This is a genomic window from Streptomyces sp. GbtcB7, from assembly GCF_019091445.1.
GTDB lineage: Bacteria > Actinomycetota > Actinomycetes > Streptomycetales > Streptomycetaceae > Streptomyces > Streptomyces mirabilis.
Window position 1 is genome coordinate 1 of sequence record NZ_JAGXJM010000295.1, and the last position, 270, is coordinate 270.

The 270-nt window shown below is 77.0% G+C and carries 1 pseudogene; it reads right to left on the reverse strand.

Annotation, left to right across the window (positions count from 1 at the left end):
* Positions 1 to 270: pseudogene (locus tag KVT44_RS56135) on the reverse strand (hypothetical protein); the annotation flags it as partial.

The following is a 270-nucleotide window of genomic DNA, read 5'->3' on the forward strand; positions in this document are numbered from 1 at the left end:
GTCCGCGTGGAGGCACGCGATGCAGGCCGTCCGGCCCGGCACGACGAGCGGGCCGACGACGACACGGTCGCCGGCGAGTTCGATCGGCAGGTGCGGGGTGTCCTCCGCCGTGAGGCGCGCCGCGCGGTGCGGATCGATCAGCTGGGCGGCGACGACCACGACCGGACCCGGCCCGGGCGGCAGCGACCACCGCTCGCACGCGTCGATCTCGAGACCCGCGGCCGCGAGGCCCGCCACGAGGGTCGTCTCGTCGTCGTGGCCGAGGTCGGC